Here is a 22254-nt window from a genome sequence, read left to right as displayed (position 1 = left end):
GACGTGCGACGCATCTCATAGATAGCCACGAAACCTAAGATACGGAAGTCCTGGATGGTTGATCCAACCCGGACAAAAGCACTTAGTAGTCGTCGCTCTTTTCCGGCGGCACCAGACCTTCGATGCCGGCGAGCAAGTCTTCCTCGCTCATGCGGTCGAAAGTGACGTTCTCCTCGGCGTCGTCGGCGTCGGCGGCAACGGCGGTCGCGCCGGTCTGGTCGGCGATCGCCTCGCCCTCGGCTTCCGGCTCGTCGACCTCGACATGCTTCTGCAGCGAGTGGATCAGGTCTTCCTTGAGGTCGTCGGGAGACAACGTCTCGTCTGCGATCTCGCGCAGTGCGATGACCGGGTTCTTGTCATTGTCGCGCGGAACGGTGATCTGCGCGCCCTGGCTGATCTGGCGGGCGCGATGGCCGGCGAGCAGCACGAGTTCAAAACGGTTGTCGACCTTGTCGATGCAATCTTCAACGGTTACGCGGGCCATGGACTGCCCCTTTCATGCGATGGATTTGATGGAAAGCTGGCGCGCTCCATAACGCGGGCGCGGCCGAAATACAAGCTTTATGGCGCCAGCGCCGGCTTGGCGGGCCGTTGCCCGGCTCATCATCGCGCCACGCCGTGAAGCTACCCACATAGTGGCGATCACAATTGCTTGCAACACAGGGCCATGCCCTTGGATATCCACAAATTGCGCGTTATCTCGGAGGTGACGGTACAAAGGTCCATTTGCCGGACCTATTCGTCAAGCGCTTTTAGACGACAAAAATTTTCGAAAGGAATGTTTTTCAATGTTCGATCCCCGTGAAAAGATCGCTCTTTTCATCGACGGCGCCAATCTCTATGCCACGTCCCGCGCGCTGGGCTTCGACATCGACTACCGCAAGCTCCTGTCGAGCTTCCAGAAGCGCGGCTACCTGCTGCGCGCCTATTATTACACCGCGCTGGTCGAGGATCAGGAATATTCGTCGATCCGGCCGCTGATCGACTGGCTGGATTATAACGGCTTCAAGGTGGTGACGAAGCCCGCCAAGGAATTCACCGACTCGACCGGCCGCCGCAAGATCAAGGGCAATATGGACATCGAGTTGACCGTCGATGCGCTAGAGCTCGCCGATGTCGTCGACCATTATGTCATCTTCTCCGGCGACGGCGACTTCCGCACGCTGGTCGAAGCGCTGCAGCGGCGCGGCCGCAAGGTGTCGATCATCTCGACCATGGCCTCGCAGCCGCCGATGATCTCCGACGATCTGCGCCGCCAGGCCGATCATTTCATCGACCTGATGACGCTGAAGAGCGAGGTCGGCCGCGATCCGTCCGAGCGGCCGGCGCGCCGGCCGGAACCCGCCGAAGTCGACGAGGAAGATTATTGACGGCGGCGGCCTTGACCGCCGTGCCCTCCCCCGAACCCAGCCGTGACTGCCCGCTTTGCCCGCGGCTGCATGATTTCATCGCCGCCTGGCGCGAGCGTGAGCCCGGCTGGTTCAACGCGCCAGTGCCGACCTTCCTGCCGCCGGAGGGTGAAGATTCAGTCCGGCTCCTGATCGTCGGGCTGGCGCCCGGCCTGCGCGGCGCCAACCGCACGGGGCGCCCCTTCACCGGCGACTATGCCGGCGACCTGCTCTATGGCACGCTGATCGCCCACGGTTTTGCGCGTGGCGAGTTCAAGGCAAGGCCGGATGACGGCTTGCAACTCGTCGGCACGGCCATAACCAATGCGGTGCGCTGCGTGCCGCCGGAGAACAAGCCGGTGGGCGCCGAGATCGCCACCTGCCGGACCTTTCTCAAGCCGACCATCGCGCGCTTTCCCAACCTGCGCGCTATCCTGACGCTGGGTGCGATCGCGCATCAGTCGACGGTGCGGGCGCTGGGCGAGCGCGTCGCGGCCTTTCCGTTCCGCCATGGCGGGAGGCAGCAAGCTGGCGGCATCGCGCTGTTTTCCAGCTACCACTGCTCACGCTACAACACCAATACGGGCGTGCTGACGCAGGAGATGTTCGTCAGCGTGTTCAAGGAGATTGCGGCGTTCCTGAAGAGCTAGATTCAGGCGGCTTCCTGTCGGTCTGAGACCCACTCATACCGGCAGCAGCGCATCCGGCTTCACGTCGCCGATGGAGGTATAAGTGTGCGTCTCCTTCACTCCCGGCAGTGCGAGAATGACCCGCGTCAGGAAATCCTGATAGGCGGCCATTTCCGAGATGCGCGCCTTTACCAGATAGTCGAAGCCGCCGACCACCATGTGGCACTCGAGAACCTCGGGCGCCTTGGTCACCGCCTCGGCGAAGCGCTCGAAAATATGCGGCGCCGTGTGATCGAGACGCACCTCGATGAAGACGAGCGTACCGCGTCCGATCTTTGCCGGATTGAGCACGGCCCTGACCGCGGTGATGTAGCCTTCCCGAAACAGCCGCTTCACCCGTAGGCTGGTGCCGGTCGGCGAGAGGCCGACACGCGCCGCCAGATCAAGTGTGGTGCGACGCCCATCTTCTTGCAGCAATCGCAGGAGATTGCGGTCGACGCCGTCGAGGTCGCTTGCTTCAGCATTCACGCTAGATCTGCCTCCAATCTGCGAGTTTCGCTCGAATTTCGAGAAAAGAGCGTATTTTGCCGCGGGCTTTTTGGCAATAGCCTGCGCTTTCATCGCTTTGTGCGGAGATGATCTTCGATGGCGATGTCACGACGGCGGCGGAACATGGCGGACGCGCGAGACTCAGGAAACTCCAGGCTGGCGATCATCGCGGGTCTCATTATGATCGGCATCTACGCCATCCAATTCGTCGCCGCCCGCTTCAGCCTCAGGGAGCATCTGACGGCGACGGATCTGGCCGCCTTGCGCTTTGGCGGCGCGGGGGTGGTCTTTCTGCCGATCGTCTGGCACGGCGGCTTTGTAAGCATGAGGGCGCTCGGTTGGCGCCGGGCCCTGGCATTGGCGGCGCTGGCCGGATTGCCTTATCCGCTGATTATCAATTGGGGCCTGACCTATGCCCCTGCCGTCCATGCGGCCGCGCTTTGTCCAGCGTCGATCGTCTTCTTTTCGTTCCTGCTGTCACGCATCGTCTTCAATGACGGCGCTTCGCGGCAACGGACCATCGGTGTCCTCGCGATTGTCGCCGGCCTGTCGCTGTTCATCGCGCCGGCGCGCGACGGCACCGGCGGCGTTCTCTTCGGCGATATGCTTTTCATCGGATCGGGCCTGATGTTTTCGGCCTATGCCGTTCTTGTCAGGCGCTGGCGTGCCGATCCCGTCACGGCCACGGCCGCGGTAGTGCTCCTGTCCTGCCTGCCGCTGCCGGTTCTCTACTTCGTCGCACCAAGCCATATCCATGCCGCGGCCGCCACGGAAATCATCAGCCAGATCGTGATCCAGGGGATTCTGGCCGGCGCGGCAGCCATGTTCCTCTATACTTATGTCGTCGGGCAGTTGGGGCCGCAGACGGCATCGCTGTTTCTGCCCGGCATACCCATCGCCACCGTGGCTGTCGGCATGGCGGTACTCGGCGAAACGCCGATGACGATCCAGGTCGCAGCCATTGCCATCATGGCCGCCGGGATGGGCTTGTCAGCGATCGGAGGGCGGATTGCCAATAAACGCCTTAATGCACCGGCGCCGGGAGGATCGTAAGCCTTCGGCGGTACGGCAAGCGATTCAAGGACCGGCAATTCAAGGCGTCGGCGCAAACAACTTCGCCAGCGTCTCGCGGCCGCCCTTCAGGACATTGAGATCGACATCGCCTTCGATGCCGTCGACGCGACCCATATTGTGATACTGCCAGTAGATCCAGTCGTTCTCGCGCGGCCTCATCGCCAGCGAACGCAACCAGCGCCGGCGGTTAAGAATGCTGCCGGAATAGGCGTCTGCCGCCTCGTCGGTCAGATAGAAATCGCCTGCTTGCCGAATGCCGTCTCGACCGGACCGAGGAATGCGGCAAGCTCGGTGTTCAGTTGCTCGGGCGACGGGCGCTGCGGGCAATTGCCGCCGAACTCGATGTCGACCACCGGCGGCAGAAGCGGCTCGCCGCGCGGCACCACCGAGATGAAGTTCTTCGCCTGGTCGGCGCCAGGGCGGCAGAAGGTGAAGAAGTGATAGGCGCCGACCGCCAGGCCGGCCGCCCGCGCCTCGCGCAGATTGGTCGCGAACAGGGTATCGACATGGGTGCCGCCTTCGGTCGCCTTGATGATGGCGAAGGCGACATCGTCGGCGGCGACGCGGGGCCAGTCGATCTTTCCCTGATGATGCGAGACGTCGATGCCCCGGATCGGAAACTCCTCGCGATCCGGGGAAAAGCCGCGGAACCAGAAGAAGGCGCCCGCCACGACGGCACTGGCGACAACCGCGACGGCAAGGCCCCAGAAAACAATCCGCTTCCCCAAGACCATCCCCTGCCGCAAAGGCTCGTGCGCGCCTGACCGGAGAACCGGCCGGTGGCTTTTTTCAGGCGGCCGGCGCTGCCAGCCCTGGAGGCTCAGCCGCGCTCCTTCAGCAGCCGGCCCTTCTCGCGCGACCAGTCGCGCTGTTTCTCGGTCTCGCGCTTGTCGTGCAGCTTCTTGCCTCGCGCAACGGCGAGCAGCAGCTTGGCGCGGCCGCGGTCGTTGAAATAGATTTTCAGCGGCACCAGCGTCATGCCTTCACGCTCGACGCTTTGCGAGAGCTTTGCCATCTCGCGCTTGGAGACCAGCAACTTACGACGGCGGCGCGGCTCGTGGTTGAAGCGGTTGGCCTGCAGATATTCCGGCAGATAGGAATTGATCAGCCAGATCTCGCCGCCCTCAGCCGAGGCGTAGCTTTCCTGGATGTTGGCCTGGCCTTGGCGCAGCGACTTGACCTCGGTGCCGGTCAGCACCAAGCCGGCCTCGATCGTGTCGAGCACCTCGTAGGAAAAGCGCGCCTTGCGGTTTTCCGCAACGGTCTTGTTGTTGGGATCGGCTTTCTTGACTTGATTCATGACGTCCAGAGTCCGTTTCGAAACTCGCTCCTGCGAGTCAGGTGAAGGTGTCAACAGAGCGCCGCGCGTTTTCTAAACGCGCAAAGGACGCTCTGCAGCCCGACTTTGCGCATGGTCCTTTCCGAAAGCGGATGCTTTCGGGGCCATGCGCGGAACCGGAGCGGAGCGTACATATAGTAGGTCACCACCGGAAGCGCAGGTGGCGCCTTCAGATGGCCGCAGGAGTAGAGTTTCCAAACGGGCTCGCTAATTAATCAAGCCGGCGTGCTTGAGCGCCGCGTCGAGCTTCTCGGCGGTCGAGGACTCCACCGTCACCAGCGGCGAACGGACCACGTTCTCGACCTTGCCCAGCTTCGACAGCGCGTATTTGGCGCCGGATACGCCAGGCTCGATGAAGATCGCCCTGTGCAACGGCAGAAGCCGGTCCTGCAGCTCGAGCGCCTTGGCGCTGTCGCCGGAAAGCGTCGCTTCCTGGAACTCGGAGCAAAGGCGCGGCGCGACATTCGAGGTGACCGAAATACAGCCGACGCCGCCATGAGCGTTGAAGCCGAGCGCGGAGGCATCCTCGCCGGAAAGCTGGATGAAATCCTTGCCGCAGGTCATGCGCTGCTCGGAGACGCGCTCGACCTTGCCGGTCGCGTCCTTGACGCCGGCAATGTTCTTGAAGTCGTGGCGCAGCCTGCCCATCGTCTCCGGCGTCATGTCGATCACCGAACGCGGCGGGATGTTGTAGATGATGATCGGCAACTTGGTCGCCCTGGCGACGGCCGCGAAATGCTCATAGAGGCCGCGCTGCGTCGGCTTGTTGTAGTAAGGCGTGACCACAAGGGCGGCATCGGCGCCGGCCTGTTCGGCATACTTCACCAGGCCGACCGCTTCCTCGGTGTTGTTGGAGCCCGCGCCGGCCACCACCGGCACCCTGCCCTTGGCTACCTCGATGGCGACCTTGACGACATGGCGGTGCTCCTCATGCGACAGCGTCGGCGACTCGCCGGTGGTGCCGACGGGAACGAGACCCTTGGTGCCCTCGGCGATCTGCCATTCGACAAACGAGCGAAAGGCTTTCTCGTCGAAGCGCCCGCTCTTTTCGAACGGTGTCACGAGCGCAGTCAGCGAGCCTCTCAGCATGTCGTCCAAACTCCTTGGAACTTTGTCGGTTTATGCATGTCGTCTTCCCAAAACCGGTTTCCGCTTCTGGGCGACATGCATCGATGTTTCATCAGATCGGTCAGTTGCGCGCCTTCTACCCGAAAGCGAAGCCGCGCACCATAGTCTCGACATGGTTCAGCGGCAAGCATCGGCGTAATGCCAAGTGTCGTGGTTTTCGATGTTCGCTAGACGTTGATATCAGGCTCGCGGCGAACATCGAAAACCAAAACGACACTGGATTCGACAGTTTGCTGGTGTCCTGCGATTCTGAAATTCGCGCCGCGCCCGATATCAAGGTCATGCGAATTTCAGAATCGGGACACCAGCAAGCGCCATTCGAACGGCCTCGATAACCTTTTGTTTACGAGCCCTTCACGACCTAAGTCTAGGCTTCGCATCGGGTTCTCAATGCCCGCGCCTGCTGGCGATGTGCTAGGATCATAAAATGCCGACGAGGCGGCCCCATCTTTTCGCGCTGTTGGGCGCGATCGTCGCGCTGACGCCTACCATGGCGATCGGTGGCAGCGTCGACGCGCGCGCGACGGCCTCGATTCCGGCGCCAGATGCGCCGCAGGCGCCGGGCCAGACGCCGATTGCCCCCGATATAGCGCAACTGAAGAGCGGGCTCGATGCGCTTGCCGCCAACAACATCGTCGGCGCGCGCAATGCGCGCGACACGCTGCCCGCCACCTCGCTCGACAGGCATATCCTCGCCTGGGCGATCGCGCTTTACGGCGGCGACCAGGTGCCGAGCGGCGAGATTGCCGACGCGGCCAAGATGCTGCCTGGATGGCCGGGCACGATCGCGCTGCGCAAGAATAGCGAGCGTGCGCTCTATCGCGAAAACCCGCCGCCGCAGGTGGTCGTGCAGGCCTTCGGCCGCAGCCAGCCGCTGACGCCGGAGGGCGTCGTCATCCTCGCCCGCTCGCAAGTGGCGCTTGGCAACCAGGCCGCGGCGCGGTCGGTGCTGGTACCCTTTTGGCGCACGGAAAAACTGGAAGCGAAGGATGAGGCAGCCGTCATCAAGGAGTTCGGCACGCTGATCCCGGCGGCCGACCATCGCTACCGCATGGAGCGCATGTTCTATGCCGACCGGCCGTCGTCGGCGCTGCGGGTCGCCGGCCTCGCCGGCGCACAGCCGCTGGCGGATGCCTGGGCGGCGGTCGACAAGGGCGACAAGAACGCCGCCAAGCTGTTGAAGGCAGTGCCCGCAGTGCTGCGCTCCGCCGGCTATTTCTTTGCCGAGGCGGAATATCTACGAAAGCAGCAGAAATTCGCCGAAGCCGCTGCTGCCGTGATGAAAGCGCCGACGAACCGCGATTCGCTGGTCGACCCCGATGCCTGGTGGGTCGAACGCCGCGTGCTCTCGCGCGAGCTGGTCGACCGGGGCGACATGAAGACCGCCTACAAGATTGTCTCCATGCATGCGGCCGAAAGCCCGGCAAATGCCGCCGAGGCCGAATTCCACGCCGGCTGGTACGCGCTGCGCGGCCTCAACGATCCGGCGACCGCGGCCACTCACTTCAAGCGCATCACCGAGCTCGCCCAGGGACCGGTGTCGCTGTCGCGCGCCTATTACTGGCTCGGCCGGGCGGCGGAAGTCGGCGGTCCGGGCAGCGCCAAGGATTATTTCACGCGCGCGGCCAGCTACGGCACGACCTTCTATGGCCAGCTCGCCGGCGAGCGCGTGGGCTTGAGGACCCTCAACATCGCCTATCCGAAGCCGAGCGCGGCCGACCGCCAGAGTTTCGACGGCCGCGAAGCGGTGAGCGCGATCAAGCGGCTGCAGGAAGCGGGCTATGACCGCTACGCCGAGACGCTCTACCGCGACCTTGCCGGCCAGCTGACCAGCCCGGGCGAGCTGGCGCTGCTAGCCGTGCTGGCCGAAAAGCAGGGCAACCATTTCATGGCGCTGAAGGTCGGCAAGATCGCCGCCCAGCGCGGCATCGATGTCGGCGCGCTTTCGCATCCGCTGGGCGTCATTCCCGATTCGGCCAACGTTTCCGGATCCGGCAAGGCGCTCGCCTATGCCATCGCCCGCCAGGAAAGCGAGTTCAATATCGGCGCCGTTTCCAGCGCCGGCGCGCGCGGCCTGCTGCAGTTGATGCCGGGCACCGCCAAGCAGTTGGCAAAAAAGGCCGGCATGAATTTCTCGCAGGCGCGGCTGACGAGCGATGCCGGCTATAACGCGACGCTGGGCTCGGCCTTCCTCGGCGAGCAGCTCGACCGTTTCGGCGGCTCCTATGTGCTGACCTTCGCCGGCTACAATGCCGGCCCGAACCGCGCCGCCCAATGGGTGGCGAAATACGGCGACCCGCGCGGCAAGGACGTGGACGCCGTCGTCGACTGGATCGAGCGGATTCCCTTCACGGAAACAAGGAGTTACGTGCAGCGTGTGATGGAGAATTACGAGGTCTACAAGATGCGTATTTCAGGCAAATACGACATCGTGGGGGATCTCGTGAACGGACGAAGCTGAGGGGGCGTCTCTTCCTTCTCCCCTTGTGGGAGAAGGTGGCCGCGAAGCGGCCGGATGAGGGGTGTTCCAGCGGAGTGAGACGACGGCGTTCCCTGGAACACCCCTCATCCGTCTCGGCGCTACGCGCCGATCCACCTTCTCCCACAAGGGGAGAAGGAAGAGTGTTTGACGACCCTTGCCCTCGTCTGTAGCTGTCGGTCACCTCAACGAGGAGCAGCGTTCCGATGGCGAGCGGCGAAGGTTTCTCCGACTTCTTCTACGCCGCGCCAGACGGCCTGAAACTCCACGCCCAGATTTACGGCGAAGCGAATGCCGGCAGCTGGCCGGTCGTCTGCCTGCCCGGACTCACCCGTAACGCCCGCGATTTCCACGAACTGGCACTCCACCTCTCAAGCAAGGCGGAAAGGCCGCGAAAAGTCCTCGCCTTTGACTATCGCGGTCGCGGCCAATCCGACCACGACCCCGATATCAGCCATTATAATGTCGGCGTCGAAGCCGGGGACGTGCTCGCGGGGCTGTCGGCGCTCGGCATCGAGCAGGCTGCTTTCATCGGCACCTCGCGCGGCGGCCTGATCATCCATGTGCTCGGCGCATTGAAGCCGGCCGTCCTGAAGGCCATCGTGCTGAACGATATCGGCCCGGTGATCGAGGCGGCGGGCCTCGCCCATATCCGCTCCTATCTCGACCGCGCGCCGAAGCCGAAGACACTCGCCGAGGCGGTGGATACCCAGCGGCGCGTGCATGGCGCCGATTTCCCGGGGCTGACCGACGCCGACTGGGCGCGGATGGTCCGGGCAATCTGCCGCGAGACGGCGACCGGCTGGGTGGCGGATTTCGATCCGGCCCTGGTCGACACCCTGGCCGGCGCCGACTTCAGCAAGCCGCTACCGGATCTGTGGCCGCAATTCGACACGCTCGCCGCTGTGCCGCTGCTTGTCATTCGCGGCGGCAATTCAAAGCTATTATCCGCTGCGACCGTCGAGGAGATGGGAAGGCGTCATCCCGGCATGGAGACGATCACCGTCGAAAGTCAGGGACACGCGCCCTTTCTGGAAACCGGCACTCTGCCGCGGGAGATTGCGGATTTCCTCGATCGGGCAGAGCGCAAATCAAAATAAAGTAAAAGCCCGAGACTAACTCAATCTCGGGCTTGTCGATAAAATATAGATTCTCCGGCACGCGGCGCGTGCCTACTTGCCTTTGGAGCTCTTGCGCCGCGCCTTTGCCGGCTCCAGTCCGCTCTCCTTGCGAGCGGCTTTGCCAGGTGATGGCGCGGTCAAGGGGGAGGCAAAGACGGAGTTCTCCGCGGCGCTCGGCGCCTGGTCGCCGCGTGGCTTCTCGAGAACGACGACGCAGCCATCGAGATCGTTGGTGGCGAGGTGCGCGTAACGCATGGTCATCGACAGCGTCTGGTGGCCGAGCCACATCTGCACGCGCCTTATGTCGATACCGCCCTGGACAAGGCGCGAAGCGCAGGTGTGGCGCAGGATATGCGGTACCACCTGTTCATCGGCGCCAAGACCGACTTCCGCTTTCGCTTCGTTCCAGATGGCGCGGTACTGCGCCTGGCTGAGCTTGGTGAACGGACCCTTCGGCCGGCGACCCTCGGTGGTCGGCGGCAGCTTGATCACCTCCTTGACCCGTTCGGTCATCGGGATGGTGCGGCTGCGGCCGGATTTCGTGATCCAAAATGAGACGCGGTGCTCCTGGATGTCGTTCCAGATCAGGCCGAGCGCCTCGCCTAGACGGCAGCCGGTGTCGACCAGGAAAACGGAAAGTCTGTAAGCATCCTCGCTGCGGCTCTTGATGGCAGCGAACAGCCTTGTCTCTTCGTCCCTTTCGAGGAAACGAATCCGTCCCGCCCGCTCCTTCTGGCGGCGGAACTCGGGCAGGCTGTGGATATCTCCCATCTTCTGAGCCTTGCGCAGCAGCTTGCTGAGTGCAGCCATCTTGCGATTGATGGTTGCGTTGCTGTTCCCGCGCTGGCGCAAGGTACCGATAAGATTGTCCAAGGTGTTCTGGTCAAAGGTGCTGAAACGTTCTCCGAGAAGGATCTCGTCTATTTCACCGATGAACGAGCTGACATTGTATTTATGCCGCCCATCATCCCAGAGTATATCCCGGTATGCTGCAAAGAGTTCCCCGATCTTGTGCGATTTTACTTCCCGGATCTTGTCGTAGGTGTACCTAAACTTCGAATTCTGAGAAGAAAATACCGCAAAATGACCAGAGGGTTCCCCCTCTTGAATCGCTTCGTTCGACATTTTAGCCACACCCCCTGTGGTTAAGCTTTCAGCCCTAACCGTTCGGAGATGTCCTTTCAAGAGTTTTCGAATCTTGCAGCCGACCCCATCCGCCAGTGGCGGATCCCACAAAGTCGCTCCACAGACCCGATCAGCTTACCGTTTCACCCCCATCCTTTCGTTTGCTTCGACCAATCGCGAAAACAAAACGGCCCGGGCATTTGACGCCCGGGCCGGATTTCAGTTGTTGCAGTCCGGCCCTTAGAAGGAGCGCTGGAAGCGGAGCATGCCGCCGATGGCGTCGTCGTCGCCAGCAGCAATACCGGTCCAGTTGTGATTCGTGCCAAGGGTATCGGCTTCGTCGATTTTGCCTGCATTGACGTAGTCGACTTCAGCCGTAATCGTGAAGCCGGGAACGATGTCGTAGGCGATGTTGGCGGCGATACCGAGGTTCTCACCTTCGTCATACGACACCTGAGCGTTGAACGAGGTCTTCTCGTTGAACTTGTAGGTGCCACCGCCCCAGATTGCCCAGTTTTCGTCCCACTGCTTGTAGAAGCCGCGGCCACCAGCCGGGAGCGTATACGTCGGGTCACTGTAATTGTCATCGGTGCCGTAGCCGGCCATGATGAACAGCGAGAGCGCGTCATTGACATTCACGTCCAAGCGGACCTTGCCGGCAACTTCTTCATAGTTGCTGTCATAGGCAATGACGCCCGTGATGGCGCCCCACCCTTGAGTCCACTTCACGCCGCCGACGACATGCGGAACATAGCTGTCGATCGTGCCCACGCCGTAGTTACCAGGGGGAACGCTGCCGCGGCCCGAACCTTCTTCGAGCGAGACCACTGCCGAGAAGCCGTTGCCAGCGTCGAAATAGTACTGAACGACGTTGGTGTCGAAGTCACCGTAGGGAACCAGCGTATCCTGGATGACGTTGCCGGCGTAGCCGATGAACGTGTTGAAGGCCGATTCGTCCTTACCGACGCGCAGGCCACCGAGCTGGATCCAGGCGAAGTTCAGCGAGGCACCGCTGTTGCCAGCGGGATTGCCATAGGTGGTAGCGTAGCGGTTGTTGTTCTGGAAGTTGAAGCGGGTCTCGGTGTAGGTCTTCAACGTGCCGAGCTCGGTTTCCTGGCCGGTCCAGGTCTTCAGCGTGAAGCGCGCCTTCTTATAGAAAGTGTCCTGCGGATCGCCATCCCTCACATCACGGGACTCCGCGCCGTCGAACGAACCGACGTCGCCGACGCCGATGTCGTAACGGACATAGCCGCCGATGCGCAGGCAGGTCTCGGTGCCGGGGATATAGAAGTAGCCCGAGCCGTACACGTCGCAGATCTTGACGTATTCAGCCGGTTCCGGCTCGGCGACGGTCACCGCGTCGGCGGCGCGGGCACCGGAAACTGCGATCAAGGCCGCAGCTGAGCCGAGAAGAAGGCTCTTGATGTTCATTTTCTGACCTCCAGTCAAAAGTTAAAAAACGGGTCTGGGTATTTTTTGCTGAAGGACAGCGTTCCCTGCCCCATCCCCACTACCGAAAAAGATGCGCACCGCGCCGCTCCTTCGAACATGACCTTTACCCAGGCGGCGGCGGCGTTCAACCACGATCGTATCGGCAGAAGCCCCATCCGGACGCTATACCCGGACGTTGTTGCACAAATGACACGATTTGGCCTCACTCTGAAAGCTCTCGTTAACCATCGAGGCCCGCGAGACGATCGAATCCGGGCGAATCCGGCGATCGGCCGGCTGAATTGCGGCGCCCCGGCGAGTCGCCCTGTCCGGTTCTTGCCGCAGAATCGTCTTGCGAAGGGAGGCTTTCGCGCACAGCGCAGGGGAGTATGGCGGAGAGGATGGGATTCGAACCCACGAGAAGCTTTTGACCTCTACTCCCTTAGCAGGGGAGCGCCTTCGACCACTCGGCCACCTCTCCGTCGCGCCGCTGGATAAAGAAAAGCGTGGGCACAATCAACAAGCCGGCGCCATAATCGCCGAAAAATCGTCTGGCCGGCAACCTCGGAAAGCGGTGGAGCATCGGCATCGCATCGGCCCAGACGTGGCGAATCGTGACTTATGCCGCCTTTTCGAGCCCGCAGAGGCGCCTTCATTGGAGCGCCATCGTAGACCGGAAACCGGACACGCAATCACCGGCAGACGCCCTTCGCGCCGCTGCGCGGGGACGAAAAAGGGCGCAATAACAAGGCATTGCCCATAATCTTGATCGAAGGTTCGCGTCGCCTCCGTTCGATTCTGACTGGAGGTCAGAAAATGAACATCAAGAGCCTTCTTCTCGGCTCAGCTGCGGCCCTGATCGCAGTTTCCGGTGCCCGCGCCGCCGACGCGGTGACCGTCGCCGAGCCGGAACCGGCTGAATACGTCAAGATCTGCGACGTCTACGGCTCGGGCTACTTCTACATCCCCGGCACCGAAACCTGCCTGCGCATCGGCGGCTATGTCCGTTACGACATCGGCCTCGGAGACGTCGGCTCGTTCGACGGCGCGAAGAACGTCGACCACCAGGACGGCGACATCCACAGCACCTGGTACAAGAACACCCGCTTCACGCTGAAGACGTGGACGGGCCAGGAGACCGAGCTCGGCACGTTGAAGACCTACACCGAGACCCGCTTCAACTTCGGCAACAACAATCGCGGCGCCTCCGTTTCACGCACCGGTGGTGGCGCCATCACCGGCTTCACCGACAATCCTGCGGGCAACAAAGGCGTCACCCTAAACTTCGCCTGGATCCAGCTCGGTGGTCTCCGCGTCGGTAAGGACGAATCGGCCTTCGACACGTTCATCGGCTATGCCGGCAACGTCATCCAGGATACGCTGGTTCCCTATGGCGACTTCGACACCAACGTCGTCCAGTACTACTTCGACGCCGGCAACGGCTTCTCGGCCGTGGTCTCGCTCGAAGAAGGCGAAGGCACTGTCGGCACCATCGACAGCTATGTTCCGCACGTCGTCGGCGGCGTGAAGTGGACGCAGGGCTGGGGCGCCATCACCGGCGTCGTGGCCTACGATAGCAACTACGAGGAAGTCGCCGGCAAGGTCCGCTTGGACGTGAATGTCACCAATGAACTGTCGCTGTTCGGTATGTTCGGCTACGGCAGCGACAACAATCTGAGCGACCCGACCAACGTCATCGACGCCCGTGGTCGCGGCTTCTACAAGATCTGGGGCGGCAACTGGGCATTCTGGGCCGGCGGCACCTACAAGTTCAACGAGAAGACCTCGTTCAACCTCCAGGTGTCGGGCGACGAGGACAAGAACTACGGCGTGGCGGCGAACGTCGCCTACGACATCGTTCCCGGCTTCACGGTCACCGCCGAAGTCGACTACGATCACTTTGGCAAGTTTGACCAGTGGAGGGCCGATCCCACCTCGACCGTCAACTTCACCGGTGCGGACAAGAAGAACAGCGTCGGCGGCCTGCTCCGCTTCCAGCGTTCGTTCTAACAGGCATTGCCTGATCGAAATCGATAACCCGGCGGGCAACCGCCGGGTTTTTCTTTCTCCCTTCCAGCACCCCGGCACCGTTTTGCACAAAGCGCTGCATTCGGCGCGATCGCCGGAATTGCACGCTATCGGAGCCTTGGAGACTGAGCACTCAGCGCAGAGAGCGCTATGGCTCGACGCGAATTGCTACTGATCAAACCTCAGCTAGATCTCCCAACGCGTCGATCAGCGGCTGGATCTCGCTCTCGTAGTTCTTCCATCGCTTGACGGATGACTTGTAAATCGGCTGGCGAACCTGCCAAAGGCTGTAAGTATTTACCGAGCGATCCTTGTCAAAAAAGCGCAGGCAGGCATCGTCCCAAGGCAGCCCGAGATAATCGATGAGGCGTCGCGACTGCGCCTCTTGGCTTTCAATCAAAGTCTCGTAACGGTTCTCGAATATGCGACCCGGAAAAACCTTGTTCCAATGCCGCATCAGGCGGTCATACTCTCTGTAGTAAAGTCCTAATGTCCGAAGATCAGCGCTGTAGCTGTGCGCTTCATTGAACTGCAGGACAAAGCATGAGACGCAATTGTCGATGGCATCGCGCCGGCAATGAATGATGTGCGCGTTCGGAAAGAGGATGCCGATCAGACCGATCAGTTCGAAATTGTGGGGCATCTTGTCGACGATTCGAAGCGAATCGGGAGCCCGCTCGCGCAGATAGGCAAGATGCTCTGCTGCTAGCGTCTTGGTCAGTTCGGGGGTAATCGTCGCGATCGATTTGCCGAGGTCTGTGTCGGAGTTGCCTTTGAGACCGATCCCATTGGCCATTCGGCTGAGCTTGCTGAGCTCGCCGGCACCGTGAACACCAGGATGGCTGGCACAGATCTGCTCGGTCAGCGTCGTACCCGAGCGAGGCATGCCGACAACGAATACAGGCACCTCCGAGGGATTGCCTTGAGCGGCCATTGAAGCCACCAGCTCCGGTGTGAAGGTTTCGATCATGACATCGACCCAGCGACGGTAGTTTTCCAGATCGAATTTATGGCCCCCGGCTTGATTTCCCTTCTTGAAGTGATCCATCGCCTCCCTGTAGCGACGGAGGTCGTTAAGCAGCTTCCCTGCAGCGTGATGGAGCGCTGCCGCTCCTTCCGCTCCATGGGCCGGGTCTCGAAGCTCCGCTAGAATTGCCGCGAGCTCCGGCGGCTCTTCCGTGAATTTACGCGTCTGCACCAATGCACTGTAGGCAGCCGGTACCGCGATCCGCCGCTCTATCGCCTCTTTCAAATGAACCGCGGCTTCGTCCATACGGCCGAGGCTTGCGAGCGCGCGGGGCAACCCCAACAGGGCCAGAGGATGATCCCGGTCGATCTTGAGCGCCTTCTCAAACAGCGGCAGCGCCATTTCTCCCTTGTCAAATGAGTTGTAGGCATCGCCCAAGGCGCAAAGAGCTTCCACAAGGTCAGGCTTCAACGCCAAGGCCTGCTGAATGTGCCTGATTGCCGGCGTAAATTCGCTGAGCTGCAAATAGGCTTCGCCGAGGCTAAGGTGGTAATAAGGATTTCGCGGGTCCTCTGCGACCGCACGGGCAAAATATCGCAGTGCCTTCTCGTTATCGTATCCGATGCCGAGGGTTCCCAGGATGTAGAAAGCCAAAGGGTGGTTTGGTGTACGCGCCAGAACCTTCAGGCAGAGTTCCTCGGCCTCCGGCAATTGCTCGGCTTTTTGCAGCTCAAGCGCCTGCCTCAACAGCATATCGTCGGCCTGATTGCGGGGCGGGCCGGCCTTCGGCTGGGCTTTGGGTGCTACAGCTTTCGGCGATACCGCTCTCGCCGAGGGCTGCGTCTTGAGATGCTTTGCCCAAGCGGGCGGCAATCGGTTGCTCATCCTGCCTCGCTAGCAAAAGCGGCAGGCAGAATCCAGCGATACGTCGTCCGCATCGAACTCGAGGCCAACAGCAGCGCCTGCCGCTGCGTCCACCAGCCCCATGCAAGCGGGAAACCTCGCAAGAGCTGACGCCGGCTGCCGGTCAAGCCAGTCAATTTCAGCTTGCCATCCAACTTGCACCCTTCCCCCGCTCACGCTAGCAAGAACGCCATTTCCACGTGAGCCTGTGCCATGCTTCGTCGCCCTTCCCTCACGCCAATCATCGGCGCGCTTCCCACAACGGTGCCGTTCGTTGGCCCGGAGGCGCAGGAGCGCGAGCGCGGGCGGCCGTTCCGGGCCCGCATCGGCGCCAATGAAAGCAGCTTCGGGCCTTCGCCGCGCGTCATCGCGCGTATGGGGAGCGTTGCCCGCGACCAGTGGATGTATTGCGATCCCGACAATTACGAGCTGAAGGTGGCGGCCGCGGCGCATCACGGCGTGGCGATCGAAAACGTGGTCGTGGGCGAAGGCATTGACGGCCTGCTCGGGCTGGTGGCGCGCATGTATGTCGGCCCTGGCGATGCGGTGGTCACCTCGCGCGGCGCCTATCCCACTTTCAATTTCCATATCGCCGGCGTCGGCGGCCGCTTGGTGACGGTGCCCTATGCCAATGACAAGGAAGACCTGGACGGCCTTCTCGCCAAGGTCGCGAGCGAAAAGGCGCCGCTGGTCTATCTTTCGAACCCCGACAATCCGATGGGAAGCTGGTGGGAGGCGCCGGATGTCGTCCGCTTCATCGAAACGCTGCCGGAAACCACCATGCTGGTGCTCGACGAGGCCTATGGCGAACTGGGACCGGCCTCGGCGCTGCCGGCGATCGATGTCGCACGGCCGAACGTCATCCGCATGCGCACTTTCTCGAAGGCTTACGGCCTGGCCGGCATACGCTGCGGCTACGCCGTGGCGGAGGCAGAGGTGATCCGCGATTTCGAGAAGATCCGCAACCATTACGGCGTCAGCCGCATGGCGCAGGTCGCCGGCCTCGAGGCGCTTGCCGACCAGGACTATCTGCGCTCGGTGGTGGCGCGCGTTGCGGCAGGCCGTGAGCGTATTTCAGCCATTGCCAGGCAGAACGGCCTGAAACCGTTGCTGTCTGCAACCAATTTCGTCACCATCGACTGCGGCCGCGACGGCGCCTTCGCGCTGAAGGTGATGCAGGGCCTCCTGTCGCGCGACGTGTTCATCCGCAAGCCGATGGTGCCGGTGCTCGACCGCTGCATCAGGGTCAGCGTCGGGCTCGACCATGAGCTCGACATCTTCGCCGAGGAGCTGCCGGGCGCCTTGGCGTCGGCGCGAGGGAACTAGGATGTGTTGATATTCAGGTGATGCCAGCCTGCAAATGCTGGCTTTCTGCGCTTCCGGTGCTCACGGACCCGAATGTCCGCTCCGCTCCGGTTCTCGAAAGCCGCCATTTTCGGCTTGGCCTGACCTGAATCTCAACACACCCTACCCCAAGCCCCTGTTGCCTTTGCCCTTTGCTGTGCCAGATTCCGCCAAGCGCAACGCGGAGCACAGGCAATGCAAGGCGAGCACAGAATCGTTCGGGCGCGCGTTTCCGGTACGGTTCAAGGTGTGAGTTACCGCGTCTGGGCACGCGCAGAAGCAATGCGTCTCGGGCTGACGGGTTGGGTGCACAACGAGCGTGACGGCTCGGTCACCGCACTGATCGCCGGCGCCGATGCCGCTGTCACGGCGATGATCGAACGCCTGTGGCAAGGGCCGCGGGGCGCGCTCGTCTCGAAGGTCGAGATCGAGGAAGCGGCCGAAGAGGCGCCGGTGGATTTCAGGATCATCGTGTAGGCCAGGTAGCTTCCCCTGAGAGAGGGGCAATCGCATATGGCTTTGGGAGTTCGGATAGCCGGCATGCCTTGATTGGCGTCATCCTCGGGCTTGTCCCGAGGATGACGGCGTTGCGTTGGACTTCGTCGATAAACTCATATGCGACAGCCGTACCTGGAGGGGAATTTGGAAGCTTGAATTAATTGAACGTTCGTTTTATTATTGCCGTCAGAGGCAAACATGGCACGCACCGCAGGTTCCGACGGGGAAAAGACCGAAGCGGCCGTTCGCGAGGCGGCGGTCAGCCTGATCGCGCGCCTCGGCTACGAGGCGATGTCGATGCGGCAGCTGGCGGCCGAGGTCGGGGTGCAGGCGGCAGCGCTCTATCGCTACTTCCCGACCAAGGAAGATCTGCTTTTCACCTTGATGCGAGAGCATATGGAAGGCCTGCTCGAGACTTGGGAAGCGACGCGACCGGCGAGCGTCGATCCGGTGGGCCGGCTCACCGCCTATGTCGAAAACCACATCGCTTTCCACATCGGGCGGCGTCACGCCACTCATGTCTCCAACATGGAATTGCGCAGCCTTTCGCATGAAAGGCTGACGCAGATTCTCAAAATGCGCACGGCCTATGAGAAGGAACTGCGCACGATCCTGCGCGACGGCGCCGAGGCCGGCGTCTTTCAGGTCGACGACACCGGGCTCACTGCCATGGCGCTGATCCAGATGATGACCGGCGTCATCGTCTGGTTCCGGCCGGGCGAGCGGCTGTCGATCGCCGAAGTCACGGCATCATATCTTTCGATGACAATGCGCCTGGTCGGCGCGACAATCAGCCATGGCAGCGCGCGTCCCTCGGGGCGCGCCAGGGACGCCGTGGCACTCTGATACGGCGCGATCTCCGCGAAGACCGGGGCAGGGAGGAACGGCATGTACACGAATACGCTGAACTTCGGACTTGATAGCGACATCGAGGGGCTGCGCGATACCGTGAGGCGCTTCGCCCAGGACAGGATCGCACCGATCGCGGCCGAGATCGACCGTTGCAACGAATTTCCCGCGCATCTTTGGGGCGAGCTCGGCGCGCTCGGCCTGCTCGGGATCACCGCCGATCCGGACTTCGGCGGCAGCGGCATGGGCTACCTCGCGCATGTCGTGGCGATGGAGGAGATTTCGCGCGCGTCCGCCTCGGTCGGCCTTTCCTACGGCGCGCACTCGAACCTCTGCGTCAACCAGATCAACCGCTGGGCCACGCCGGCGCAGAAGGAGAAGTACCTGCCTGCCCTTTGCTCGGGCGAGGCGGTCGGCGCGTTGGCGATGTCGGAACCAGGCGCCGGCTCGGACGTGGTGTCGCTTCGCCTGCGCGCCGAAAAGCGCAACGACCGCTACGTGCTCAACGGCTCGAAAATGTGGATCACCAACGGCCCGGACGCCGGGACGATGGTGGTCTATGCCAAGACCGATTTGGAACGCCATGCGCGCGGCATCACGGCTTTCATCGTCGAGAAGACGATGGCCGGCTTTTCGGTGGCGCAAAAACTCGACAAGCTCGGCATGCGCGGCTCCAATACCGGCGAGCTCGTGTTCGAGGATGTCGAGGTGCCGTTCGAGAACGTGCTGCATGAGGAAGGGCGCGGCGTCGAGGTGCTGATGTCGGGGCTCGACTACGAGCGCGCGGTGCTGTCCGGGGGCCCGATCGGGCTGATGGCGGCCTGCCTCGACGTCGCTGTGCCCTATGTGCATGAGCGCAAGCAGTTCGGCCAGCCGATCGGCACCTTCCAGCTGGTGCAGGGCAAGCTCGCCGACATGTACTCGACGATGAACGCCGCGCGGGCCTACGTCTATGCGGTTGCGGCCGCCTGCGACCGCGGCGAGACCTCGCGAAAAGACGCCGCCGGCTGTGTGCTGTTCGCCGCCGAGAAAGCGACGCAGATGGCGCTCGACGCTATCCAGCTGCTCGGCGGCAACGGCTACATCAACGACTATCCGACGGGGCGGCTGCTGCGCGACGCCAAGCTCTACGAGATCGGCGCCGGCACCAGCGAGATCCGCCGCTGGCTGATCGGACGCGAGATCATGGCGGAGGGGGTTTAACGTGGCCACACTGCAAACTCAAATTTCCCCCTCCTCCGACACCTTTCGCGCCAATGCGGAGCGCATGCGGGCACTGGTCGCCGACATCGCCGAGAAGGCGGCAAGCGTCGAGCGCGGCGGCTCGGACGAAGCCCGCGAACGCCACGTCTCACGCGGCAAGCTGTTGCCGCGCGAGCGGCTGGCGCAACTGCTCGACACCGGCTCCCCCTTCCTTGAGGTCGGGCAGTTCGCGGCATGGTCGATGTATGGCGAGGACATTTCCTCGGCCGGCATCATCACCGGCGTCGGCCGCGTCGAGGGCACCGAAGTCATGGTCGTCGTAAACGACGCCACGGTGAAGGGCGGCACCTATTATCCGCTGACGGTGAAGAAGCATCTCAGGGCGCAGGAGATCGCGCTGCAGAACAACTTGCCTTGCGTCTATCTGGTCGACAGCGGCGGCGCCAACCTGCCCAACCAGGACGAGGTCTTCCCGGACCGCGAGCATTTCGGCCGCATCTTTTATAACCAAGCCAATATGTCGGCCGCCGGCATCCCGCAGATCGCCTGCGTCATGGGTTCCTGCACGGCGGGCGGCGCCTATGTGCCGGCGATGTCGGACGAGACGATCATGGTGCGCGACCAGGCGACGATCTTCCTCGGCGGCCCGCCGCTGGTGAAGGCCGCCACCGGAGAAGATGTCAGCGCCGAGGAGCTCGGCGGCGCCGATGTCCACACCAGGCTCTCCGGGGTCGCCGACCACTATGCGATGGACGATGAACACGCCTTGGCCATTTGCCGGCGCATCATCAAGAACCTGAATCGGAACAAGGCTCTAAAGCTCAGTCTGCAGAAACCGGTGCCGCCGCTTCATGACCCGAGCGAACTTTACGGCATCGTGCCGACGGACCTGCGCCAGCCTTATGACGTGCGCGAGGTGATTGCCCGGCTCGTTGATGGCTCGGAGTTCGACGAGTTCAAGCAAAACTATGGCGCCACGTTGGTTACTGGTTTTGCCCATCTGCACGGTATGCCGGTCGGCATCATCGGCAACAACGGCGTGCTGTTTTCCGAAAGCGCGCTGAAGGGGGCGCATTTCATCGAGCTCTGTTGCCAGCGCGGCATTCCGCTCGTCTTCCTGCAGAACATCACCGGCTTCATGGTCGGCCGAAAATACGAGGCCGGCGGCATCGCCAAGGACGGCGCCAAGCTGGTGATGGCGGTCGCCACCGCAAGGGTGCCGAAGCTCACGGTGATCATCGGCGGCTCGTTCGGCGCCGGCAATTACGGCATGTGCGGCCGCGCCTATTCGCCTCGCTTCCTGTGGATGTGGCCGAACGCGCGCATTTCGGTGATGGGTGGCGAGCAGGCGGCGACGGTGCTTGCCATGGTCAAGCGCGAGGGCATCGAGCGCAAGGGCGGTGAGTGGAGCGCCGAGGAGGAGGCGAAGTTCAGGAAGCCGATCCTGATGAAATACGAGCATGAGGGTCACCCGCTCTATTCGTCTGCACGGCTCTGGGACGACGGCATCATCGATCCAGCCAGGACCCGCGACGTGCTGGCGCTGAGCCTTTCGGCGGCGCTCAATGCCGGAATAGAGGCGACGAAATTCGGCGTGTTCAGGATGTGACGATGAGCGCTCTCGGCGACAGGATCCGTATCCACACCGGCGACATAACCAGGCTCGCGGTCGACGCGATCGTCAATGCCGCCAATTCTTCGCTGCTGGGCGGCGGCGGCGTCGACGGCGCCATTCATCGCGCGGCTGGGCCGGAGCTGCTCGCCGAGTGCCGCACGCTTCACGGCTGCAAGACCGGCGACGCCAAGCTGACCAAGGGCTATCGGCTGCCGGCGCGCTACGTCATCCATACGGTCGGTCCGGTCTGGCAGGGCGGCGGCAAGGGCGAAGCCGAGCTGCTCGCCTCCTGCTATCGGCGCTCGCTCGAAATCGCGCTCGGCCATGATTGTCGAACCATCGCTTTCCCGGCGATCTCGACCGGCATCTACGGCTATCCGAAAGACCAGGCGACGGAGATCGCTGTTGGTGCCGTAAGCGCCTTCCTGGGGCAAAATGCGCTGCCGGATACGGTTACTTTCTGCTGCTTCGACGAGCAGACGGCGGAGCTATATCGGCAGGCCGTTGCGGCCATTGGGGAGAGCTGATCTTGGAGCAAAAGGCTCAGTACAGGCAAATTCAGATGATCAGCTGGAGAGGCTGGC

The 22254-nt window shown here is 62.4% G+C and carries 22 protein-coding genes and 1 tRNA gene; 13 read left to right on the top strand and 10 right to left on the bottom strand.

Translation table 11 applies throughout. The annotated features are described in order from the left end of the window. Nucleotides 1-82 precede the first annotated feature (82 nt). The gene (gene rpoZ / locus LB520_RS25385) at nt 83-484 is read right to left on the bottom strand and encodes a DNA-directed RNA polymerase subunit omega (protein WP_095766929.1); all 402 of its coding nucleotides are present in this window, start codon (nt 482-484) and stop codon (nt 83-85) included. 304 nt (nt 485-788) lie between these two features. On the opposite strand from rpoZ, the gene LB520_RS25380 reads away from it, so the two are divergent. After that, on the top strand, nt 789-1370 hold the full coding sequence (locus LB520_RS25380) for an NYN domain-containing protein (protein ID WP_095766928.1): 582 nt from the start codon (nt 789-791) through the stop codon (nt 1368-1370). Further along, nucleotides 1367-2038, top strand: coding sequence for a uracil-DNA glycosylase (locus LB520_RS25375; RefSeq protein ID WP_411909024.1), 672 nt, complete (start codon nt 1367-1369; stop codon nt 2036-2038). The genes LB520_RS25380 and LB520_RS25375 overlap by 4 nt, the downstream gene beginning before the upstream one ends. A 33-nt stretch (nt 2039-2071) precedes the next feature. Here the strand turns inward: LB520_RS25375 and LB520_RS25370 are convergent, their stop codons facing one another. Further along, nucleotides 2072-2545: an Lrp/AsnC ligand binding domain-containing protein gene (locus LB520_RS25370; RefSeq protein ID WP_224525181.1), complete on the bottom strand. Its 474-nt coding sequence runs from the start codon at nt 2543-2545 to the stop codon at nt 2072-2074. Nucleotides 2546-2662: 117 nt separating this feature from the next. On the opposite strand from LB520_RS25370, the gene LB520_RS25365 reads away from it, so the two are divergent. Beyond that, nucleotides 2663-3619: a DMT family transporter gene (locus LB520_RS25365; protein WP_318012141.1), complete on the top strand. Its 957-nt coding sequence runs from the start codon at nt 2663-2665 to the stop codon at nt 3617-3619. A 39-nt stretch (nt 3620-3658) separates the two neighbouring features. Here LB520_RS25365 and LB520_RS29425 read toward each other — a convergent pair whose 3' ends face one another. From LB520_RS29425 to dapA, 4 genes are all read right to left on the bottom strand, one after another. Then, nucleotides 3659-3799, bottom strand: a complete 141-nt coding sequence (locus LB520_RS29425) for a hypothetical protein (protein WP_411969949.1) — start codon at nt 3797-3799, stop codon at nt 3659-3661. 68 nt (nt 3800-3867) lie between these two features. Further along, a complete protein-coding gene (locus LB520_RS25360; protein WP_411969948.1) occupies nt 3868-4368 on the bottom strand; it encodes a GH25 family lysozyme in 501 nt (166 codons plus the stop codon). A 92-nt stretch (nt 4369-4460) separates the two neighbouring features. Further along, complete coding sequence (gene smpB, locus LB520_RS25355) at nt 4461-4940, bottom strand: SsrA-binding protein SmpB (protein ID WP_224633085.1); 480 nt, start codon at nt 4938-4940, stop codon at nt 4461-4463. Nucleotides 4941-5186: 246 nt separating this feature from the next. Continuing rightward, nucleotides 5187-6068: a 4-hydroxy-tetrahydrodipicolinate synthase gene (gene dapA / locus LB520_RS25350; protein ID WP_224639774.1), complete on the bottom strand. Its 882-nt coding sequence runs from the start codon at nt 6066-6068 to the stop codon at nt 5187-5189. 83 nt (nt 6069-6151) lie between these two features. On the opposite strand from dapA, the gene LB520_RS25345 reads away from it, so the two are divergent. From LB520_RS25345 to LB520_RS25335, 3 genes are all read left to right on the top strand, one after another. Further along, nucleotides 6152-6442 (top strand): hypothetical protein, encoded by a 291-nt coding sequence (locus LB520_RS25345; protein WP_224639773.1) that lies wholly within the window; start codon nt 6152-6154, stop codon nt 6440-6442. A 92-nt stretch (nt 6443-6534) separates the two neighbouring features. Then, nucleotides 6535-8568 (top strand): lytic transglycosylase domain-containing protein, encoded by a 2034-nt coding sequence (locus LB520_RS25340; RefSeq protein ID WP_224639772.1) that lies wholly within the window; start codon nt 6535-6537, stop codon nt 8566-8568. 224 nt (nt 8569-8792) lie between these two features. Next, the gene (locus tag LB520_RS25335) at nt 8793-9686 is read left to right on the top strand and encodes an alpha/beta fold hydrolase (RefSeq protein ID WP_224639771.1); all 894 of its coding nucleotides are present in this window, start codon (nt 8793-8795) and stop codon (nt 9684-9686) included. Between the two features lie 72 nt (nt 9687-9758). Here the strand turns inward: LB520_RS25335 and LB520_RS25330 are convergent, their stop codons facing one another. The 3 genes from LB520_RS25330 to LB520_RS25320 form a co-directional block, all read right to left on the bottom strand. Beyond that, nucleotides 9759-10832, bottom strand: coding sequence for a tyrosine-type recombinase/integrase (locus LB520_RS25330; protein WP_224639770.1), 1074 nt, complete (start codon nt 10830-10832; stop codon nt 9759-9761). Nucleotides 10833-11072: 240 nt separating this feature from the next. Beyond that, the gene (locus LB520_RS25325) at nt 11073-12263 is read right to left on the bottom strand and encodes a porin (RefSeq protein WP_224639769.1); all 1191 of its coding nucleotides are present in this window, start codon (nt 12261-12263) and stop codon (nt 11073-11075) included. A gap of 390 nt (nt 12264-12653) precedes the next feature. Continuing rightward, a tRNA-Ser gene (locus LB520_RS25320) sits at nt 12654-12744 on the bottom strand. A gap of 335 nt (nt 12745-13079) precedes the next feature. On the opposite strand from LB520_RS25320, the gene LB520_RS25315 reads away from it, so the two are divergent. Next, the gene (locus LB520_RS25315; RefSeq protein WP_224639768.1) at nt 13080-14273 is read left to right on the top strand and encodes a porin; all 1194 of its coding nucleotides are present in this window, start codon (nt 13080-13082) and stop codon (nt 14271-14273) included. A gap of 193 nt (nt 14274-14466) precedes the next feature. Here LB520_RS25315 and LB520_RS25310 read toward each other — a convergent pair whose 3' ends face one another. Next, nucleotides 14467-16143, bottom strand: coding sequence for a tetratricopeptide repeat-containing sulfotransferase family protein (locus LB520_RS25310; protein ID WP_224639767.1), 1677 nt, complete (start codon nt 16141-16143; stop codon nt 14467-14469). Nucleotides 16144-16374: 231 nt separating this feature from the next. Between LB520_RS25310 and LB520_RS25305 the strand changes: the two genes are divergently transcribed. The 6 genes from LB520_RS25305 (at nt 16375) to LB520_RS25280 (ending at nt 22197) form a co-directional block, all read left to right on the top strand. Next, nucleotides 16375-17487, top strand: a complete 1113-nt coding sequence (locus tag LB520_RS25305) for a pyridoxal phosphate-dependent aminotransferase (RefSeq protein WP_224639766.1) — start codon at nt 16375-16377, stop codon at nt 17485-17487. 213 nt (nt 17488-17700) lie between these two features. After that, nucleotides 17701-17982 (top strand): acylphosphatase, encoded by a 282-nt coding sequence (locus LB520_RS25300; RefSeq protein ID WP_140842544.1) that lies wholly within the window; start codon nt 17701-17703, stop codon nt 17980-17982. Nucleotides 17983-18201: 219 nt separating this feature from the next. Continuing rightward, nucleotides 18202-18849 (top strand): TetR/AcrR family transcriptional regulator, encoded by a 648-nt coding sequence (locus tag LB520_RS25295; protein ID WP_140842546.1) that lies wholly within the window; start codon nt 18202-18204, stop codon nt 18847-18849. 42 nt (nt 18850-18891) lie between these two features. Further along, the gene (locus tag LB520_RS25290; protein ID WP_224639765.1) at nt 18892-20055 is read left to right on the top strand and encodes an isovaleryl-CoA dehydrogenase; all 1164 of its coding nucleotides are present in this window, start codon (nt 18892-18894) and stop codon (nt 20053-20055) included. Nucleotide 20056: 1 nt separating this feature from the next. Next, nucleotides 20057-21664 carry a carboxyl transferase domain-containing protein gene (locus tag LB520_RS25285; protein WP_224639764.1) on the top strand — a complete coding sequence of 536 codons (1608 nt, stop codon included), beginning with the start codon at nt 20057-20059 and terminating at the stop codon, nt 21662-21664. Nucleotides 21665-21666: 2 nt separating this feature from the next. Continuing rightward, on the top strand, nt 21667-22197 hold the full coding sequence (locus tag LB520_RS25280) for an O-acetyl-ADP-ribose deacetylase (RefSeq protein WP_224639763.1): 531 nt from the start codon (nt 21667-21669) through the stop codon (nt 22195-22197). The last annotated feature ends 57 nt before the right edge of the window (nt 22198-22254 follow it).

Source organism: Mesorhizobium sp. CA12 (assembly GCF_020165255.1).
Taxonomy (GTDB): domain Bacteria; phylum Pseudomonadota; class Alphaproteobacteria; order Rhizobiales; family Rhizobiaceae; genus Mesorhizobium.
The sequence above is the reverse complement of the archived record's forward strand: the minus strand, read 5'-3'. Positions and strand labels throughout refer to the sequence as shown.

Coding starts and splice junctions, on each gene's coding strand:
- dapA (WP_224639774.1), bottom strand. CDS start 6,068: ATGCTGAGAGGCTCGCTGACTGCGCTCGTGACACCGTTCGAAAAGAGC.
- LB520_RS25310 (WP_224639767.1), bottom strand. CDS start 16,143: ATGAGCAACCGATTGCCGCCCGCTTGGGCAAAGCATCTCAAGACGCAG.
- LB520_RS25365 (WP_318012141.1), top strand. CDS start 2,663: ATGGCGATGTCACGACGGCGGCGGAACATGGCGGACGCGCGAGACTCA.
- LB520_RS25335 (WP_224639771.1), top strand. CDS start 8,793: ATGGCGAGCGGCGAAGGTTTCTCCGACTTCTTCTACGCCGCGCCAGAC.
- smpB (WP_224633085.1), bottom strand. CDS start 4,940: ATGAATCAAGTCAAGAAAGCCGATCCCAACAACAAGACCGTTGCGGAA.
- LB520_RS25380 (WP_095766928.1), top strand. CDS start 789: ATGTTCGATCCCCGTGAAAAGATCGCTCTTTTCATCGACGGCGCCAAT.
- LB520_RS25340 (WP_224639772.1), top strand. CDS start 6,535: ATGCCGACGAGGCGGCCCCATCTTTTCGCGCTGTTGGGCGCGATCGTC.
- LB520_RS25315 (WP_224639768.1), top strand. CDS start 13,080: ATGAACATCAAGAGCCTTCTTCTCGGCTCAGCTGCGGCCCTGATCGCA.
- LB520_RS25345 (WP_224639773.1), top strand. CDS start 6,152: ATGTTTCATCAGATCGGTCAGTTGCGCGCCTTCTACCCGAAAGCGAAG.
- LB520_RS25290 (WP_224639765.1), top strand. CDS start 18,892: ATGTACACGAATACGCTGAACTTCGGACTTGATAGCGACATCGAGGGG.
- LB520_RS25325 (WP_224639769.1), bottom strand. CDS start 12,263: ATGAACATCAAGAGCCTTCTTCTCGGCTCAGCTGCGGCCTTGATCGCA.
- rpoZ (WP_095766929.1), bottom strand. CDS start 484: ATGGCCCGCGTAACCGTTGAAGATTGCATCGACAAGGTCGACAACCGT.
- LB520_RS25295 (WP_140842546.1), top strand. CDS start 18,202: ATGGCACGCACCGCAGGTTCCGACGGGGAAAAGACCGAAGCGGCCGTT.
- LB520_RS29425 (WP_411969949.1), bottom strand. CDS start 3,799: ATGAGGCCGCGCGAGAACGACTGGATCTACTGGCAGTATCACAATATG.
- LB520_RS25300 (WP_140842544.1), top strand. CDS start 17,701: ATGCAAGGCGAGCACAGAATCGTTCGGGCGCGCGTTTCCGGTACGGTT.
- LB520_RS25330 (WP_224639770.1), bottom strand. CDS start 10,832: ATGTCGAACGAAGCGATTCAAGAGGGGGAACCCTCTGGTCATTTTGCG.
- LB520_RS25305 (WP_224639766.1), top strand. CDS start 16,375: ATGCTTCGTCGCCCTTCCCTCACGCCAATCATCGGCGCGCTTCCCACA.
- LB520_RS25280 (WP_224639763.1), top strand. CDS start 21,667: ATGAGCGCTCTCGGCGACAGGATCCGTATCCACACCGGCGACATAACC.